The following is a 5,875-nucleotide window of genomic DNA, read 5'->3' on the forward strand; positions in this document are numbered from 1 at the left end:
GGCGGGTATCACATGGAAAACCGTAATGAACGCTATCCGCGCTTTATGCGATAGCTGTATTTCATAAAAGCAAAGGGGGCTATATGGGCTATCTGGCAGCGACGGGCGCATATATGATAATAGCACTTGCAATCGGCTTTATCGCTGGCGTATGCTGAAATCACTTTTTCACGTTACATTTGCACTTTTTTATGTCGCAATTCCTTTCCCTTTTCAGTTCCATGCCAATGGACTTTTCCATATCTTTAGAGATCAGCCGACAGGAAGCAAGAGCAGTCAGTCTTCAAGGATATCCATGCTGCCAGCTATATCCCCCAGCAAATCCTCTAACAAATTCTCCTGATACCCAGCCCTTCTCTCTCTTCGCACACTTTCTGCAGTAGAACATAATATGGGATTCTTTAAACGGTCCAACTTAGCCAGCCGCCTGTCGCTCAACTTTTCTTCTGAAATTGATTTATCATAATCCTCTGCATTCATCCTCCACAAATGAACTGCCTCTCCATATCGCTGCCATAATCGGTCTGCGATATCCATTCCCTCCGGATCCAAATCACCGCTATAATAGATAACCGCACCGCTTTTCGCCAAATGTGCCAATACCTGAAATGCGGCCGCACGCAGCTGTCCGGAGGTACACAATATGGCTGCATTATACTTCTTCGTATTTTCTGCTAAATACAAAAACACCATCTCATTTTCAACCACATATACTTTATGGCCGTCCGCCTTTACTTTTGTAATAGATTTCAAATTCTCTGCTGTAAGCACATAAGGCTCTTTTCGACGATAAAAAGCTTCGTAGGCAGGGTGTAATCCATCTGCCGTCTCTATCTGCACCCCCAAAACATGAACCATGCTTGCAATACTATCGGATACAAGTCCCACCGCCTGCATACATTCACGCCATTCATAAGCATTTTGGGGCATAGTGAAATTTTTCCAAAAGCAGACAGCATGCGTAAGTAATTGTGCCGCCGTTGATCCTCTGTCAAAATAGTGTGGATTTCCGGAAACCTCTGCTGCAAATACCGCCAAAAGATTCTCTTCACCGTCCCTTTTTTCCAGCCAAATCAATGCCTTTCCCACATTTCGTACAAGAAGCTCTGCCTCCTTAGAATTTCTTGCAAATTCTTTGATCAGTATTTGATAACCAAACTTTTTATGACATTGCAATTCCCTTATCCATGCAGGCACAACCGATGCTTTTTCAGCGCAGCCTTCAAAGTAAGTAAAAAGTTCGTTGAAAAAAACATCCTTTTCCACCTGAACCTTAGTTTTTTGCTCCTGATTCGTATACAGCGGGCTTTCAAAATAATCTTCCAAAACAGACTTCATGTCAATTGGTGCAAAGCGCGTTTTCTGCAATCCCCGTTCAAATTCCTGAAAAGTAATTTTTACAGTTTCGTCCCCAAAAGCCTTCCCAACAATCCCACCGATCGCACGTCTTTCTTCCTCTGAAGCCTTTTTCAGCGTAATGCTTCCCGCCGCTCTTCCATAGCTTTCCCATTTTTTCCGAAACTCCTTCATACATCTGCTATAGGCTGGGTTTCTCTTCAAATAAGCAGCACATTCTCCATTATTGCACATCTAATATCCTTTCATGCCCATTCCAAATATAACGAATCACCGTCACAATCTGCGAGTTCATTGGCCGATGAAGCTCCGCAATCCTGATTCCCTTTACCGTTTCATAGCATCCCCATAAAGATTGAGAATTCATGATATAATCAAAATCCATCTTATGTACCAGCTCAAACATACTGCTGATATTTTTGTCATCCACTCCGGCAAAGGCTTCATCCAAAGCGATCATACGCGGATGTTCTTCATAATCCGTTTTTTTATACTGAGCGTTTACTGCCGCAAAAAGCGGAACATACATTGCCATTGCCTTTTCACCGCCGCTGAACCGGTTAAAAGCAGCATTTGTAAGCGGCTTTTTGTTTTCTTCTCCCCGCCTGTAAAACATTTTAAATTCAAACCATTTGCGATAATCCAAGGCATCACGGACCAATTCCATATAATTGATCAAACCACCCTCTTCCTCCAGTTTCATTTTTTCAATTCGGATTTTACTTCTAAAATGTCCTGCAACCTTTTCAATATCTTCTACCGTCAGCAAATCACGGTCTCTTAATAATATCTGTTCTAATTCCGCCGTATCCAGCTCCACCTCATTTTCCGCACTGCGCGGCTTCCACTCCAGCGAAAAACTAAGCCCCATGGAGGTATCAAGCTCCTTCATCAGGTTTGACATATCCTTTACCCAGTTTCGGCTTTCCGCAATCCGGTCTGTAAGCTGATGGCTGATGGTTTGAGATAGAATATCTTCAAATAATTCCCGATCCTTTTGCTGAATCAAAAGCTCTGTCTCATCTATGGCAGCTTTTATAATCTGGTAAAATTCTTCCAAAAATACCCTTTTCCCATTCCACGCAGACACCACACGGACTCTCTTACGCAGAGGCTGGAATTCTGCCCCCGTGCCAGGCCATTCTCCTGCCGCTTCAAAGCATTCCTCCAGCGAGGTTCCATAATTAGCAAGACTGCCATTATGTCTCTGATATACCTGAATCAGCGACTGCAGCATATCTCCATACTCACGGTTCTTATCGCTGTCTCTCAATAATCTGACAGCTTCTCTGGCGCATTCCGCCAAGGTATGTGTTTGCCTTTCCACAACCAATTTTAATGCAAGTTCCTCTTCAAAAAATTTGCGCAGAATTGTCTCCTCTGCAATCAATTCCTGTAACCGTGCCTTTTTCTGTGGCTCCGCTTCCATCAGATTTTTCAAAATCTGATCCTTACGTATACTTTTTTCCCCTAGAGCCTTTTCCTGTTTCTCAATGTTTTCAATTTCCTGCTGCAGCAGCTCCAGACGCTGTGCCTTTTCTGCTATCTCCGGACGGCTTAAATATTCCTTATACTGGCCAATCTTAATATCACATTCTTTCACCTTGATATCACAGGAACGTTTTTCCTCCCAGGCCTCATCCATTATCTGCTTATCCTGCTCCAAATAATCCTGTCCAGAAATATATTTTCCTCTTTCTGTCTCCACCTTCAAAAGCAATTCCTTACAGCTCTGCCATATATGCTGGTATTCTTCAAGGGCGCCCAAGGCTTCCTCATACTCTTTTTGGGTTCTTCCATAAGGGAAAGATTTGCACTTTTTGAGCATCGCCTGATACTGCGCCTGCTTTCTGTCCCCATATTCTTTTTCCTTCTGCTCTTTTTTTATGTACTCTGCCAAAATACGTTCTAATTCCGCTTTACAGTCTTTTTGGCGTTCAAACGACAGACTCAATTCTTCAAAATCCGGGATATTCTTATATTCATATTCCAGCTTCTCCATACCCTTCTGGGCGCACGTTAGCTTCTCCTGCAGCTGCTGCATTTCCTGTCCGACATTCTCAATTTCCTGCTGCAAAGCTTCTATTCTCTGCGCCTTCTTCTTTTGTCTTGTCAGATATCCCAGAAACTCTGCTTCTGTCTTTTTGGCTCTTCCGGCTAATATCCCTTGTATGAACTGTCCATTTTTACCAAGATAAATGCCATTTCCCGCTTCTGGATTTTCATAAATATTGCTTAAAATCTTCTGAACACTTTCTTTGATTTCTGATGTCAGCTCCTCATTCAAAACCAGCTTGGAAAAATTCGAAGCTCCCTTCGCCGGTACATAAATCACGGTATCCAGAAACTCCGGACACAATTCTTTCATTTTTGCAAAATTCTGTTCTGACACAACCAGGGCATCCAGCAGTCCCATACTCTCCAGCTGAGCTTCCAATTGTGCGCAGTCTGCTTCACTCAGTCCGTCTGAAAATTCTACCGTCTTATAAAATGGAACCGCGGCTATTCCTGCTTTTTCCAAACACTGTCTGGAATATATGGTACTCTCACTCCTGTCAGGCTCGATTTCCTCCCTGCTTTGTATCGCTTCCAGCTCCTGTTTTGCCGCATTCAGCTTTTCAGTGCTGACACGGATTTCCTGAAAAATCTCTTGTTTCCTTTCAAGCCATGCTGACCTTTGATTTTCGTAATCATTCCGCAGTAATGCCTGAATTTTTTCAGCATTTGCAATGCTTTGATATTCACGAATCTGATTTTCTGCTTCTTTCAGCACCGCTTTCTGCGGTTTCCAGGATTCGGAATTTTCTGCATGAGAATATAACTGTATAATCCAATTATCCTGACTTAACAGTATCCGATGCTCCGCCTCCGACAGATTTTGTTCCTTTTCAATTTTATACCTGCGGACCAATTCCAGCTCTTCAGCGGCTTCGTCATATTTACGCGATATTTCTTCGAAATCGCGAATCAGCCTATTGCATTCTTCCACTGATTTTTTATATAAGAACAGGCTGTTGGAAATTTCTTCCACCCCCCTTGTCTGCTCCATCCCAACAAAGCGCAAAACCGTTTCATGCCCGTCCCACTGAAGTATTTCCTGCTGTTCCCCCAATCCCTGCCTTTGTCTCATCAGCATATCCTGATATGCCTCCAGCATACCCTTAACTTTTTTTAATTCCTGTTCTTTTCGATAAATTTTCTCTTTATACTCTTCAATTTTATCTAACTGCTTCTGGCCTTTTCCCTGAACCTCTTCCTTTTCCCTTTTTGCATACTGCAATTTTTGGTCAATTTCTTTCAAGTCAGTATCTAATAAACCATTTTTTTCTGTTTCAGCCAATGTTTTCCTGTCAGAAAGCTCTTGCAGACAAATGGCTATATCCCCTAATTCCTGACTGAGTTTATTTTTCTCATTTTGCTTTTCATCATATTCCTGCTGTGCGTTTTCTACCTCTTCTTTCTTCTTCAGATAAGATTGCGCCTTTTTCGCAAGCATAAACTGATTATATCGTGTATATTCATTCCGAATAATTTTCACATCTACCAAAGCACGATTTAGCATATCCAAACTGTCCTGAATTTCATCCATCTTCTCCATGGCGTCTACCATGGTGCGCAAATCCTCATCTGACAAAGTCTGCAGAGACTCATTTAAGATGTCGTATACCTTGGTTGGTTTAAATTCCTTGGAAAGCTTCGGTGCGCGCACTTTCACAAGCAGCTTTATGAACTGCTCATACTGCTCTGCTTTCCGAAAGCCAAAGATATATTGATTGACTAATTTCTTATATTCACTTTGGCTGTCAGTAAAAAGATTATTTTCCCCCAGTTGAGCTTTCATTTCTCTTTTGTCATAAGGGATTTTCGTACTTCCCGTCTCTTTATACAGCCATAAATCATAACCAATCCTTTGACCATCCAAAATCAAAAATCCCCAGAAGTCCATAGGTTTTCCTCTTTTTGCGCGCTGTCCAATCCCTATGGTTCGGTATTCTTCCATATGTTCCTTTTTAAATTCCAGAAAAAGGTAACCCGTCGCTTCCTCTTTTCCCTCTTCCCCCAGAAAATAGTATTCCATTCTTCTGTCACTGGAGCCAAAGGGATCCAGGCAGCTTGGCGTACGGTCTCCATCCAGAATAAAAGGGATAAAGCTCTGTGTCGTAATTGATTTTCCTGAACCATTCTGTCCTCTCAAAAGAAGCTTTCCATCATAGAACTCAAAGCATTCTTCATCATACAGCCAAAAGTTTACAAACCCGATTCGATTCATTTGCCAGCGATTGCCCAATTTACTCTACCTCCCCAAAATCTTCAGGATAAAAGCCTGCTTGTTTTCCCACTGCAGGCAGAATTATTACCATGTCCCCACTCTGCCGGATAAGCATCCATTCTTTCATATAATTCTTCACTGTATCCACCAGCTTTCCCTCATCCATTTCACGATACTCTTTGCTCCAGCCCATACTCCATTTCTGTCTGCATAAAAGTACCAATTCTGAAAATTGCTGCTCTGTGAAAA

Annotated in this window: 3 protein-coding genes; all 3 read right to left on the reverse strand. The window is 42.3% G+C overall.

All coding sequences use genetic code 11. The annotated features are described in order from the left end of the window. Window positions 1–276: 276 nt before the first annotated feature. Window positions 277–1,560 carry a TIGR02679 family protein gene (locus AC1WIP_RS10210; protein ID WP_481141728.1) on the reverse strand — a complete coding sequence of 428 codons (1,284 nt, stop codon included), beginning with the start codon at window positions 1,558–1,560 and terminating at the stop codon, window positions 277–279. Between the two features lie 19 nt (window positions 1,561–1,579). Next, on the reverse strand, window positions 1,580–5,644 hold the full coding sequence (locus AC1WIP_RS10215) for a TIGR02680 family protein (protein WP_481141729.1): 4,065 nt from the start codon (window positions 5,642–5,644) through the stop codon (window positions 1,580–1,582). 1 nt (window position 5,645) lies between these two features. Further along, window positions 5,646–5,875 (reverse strand): DUF2398 family protein (locus AC1WIP_RS10220; protein WP_481141730.1); only part of this gene is annotated, 230 nt, incomplete at its 5' end.

It is taken from the genome of Acetatifactor sp., from assembly GCF_982438285.1.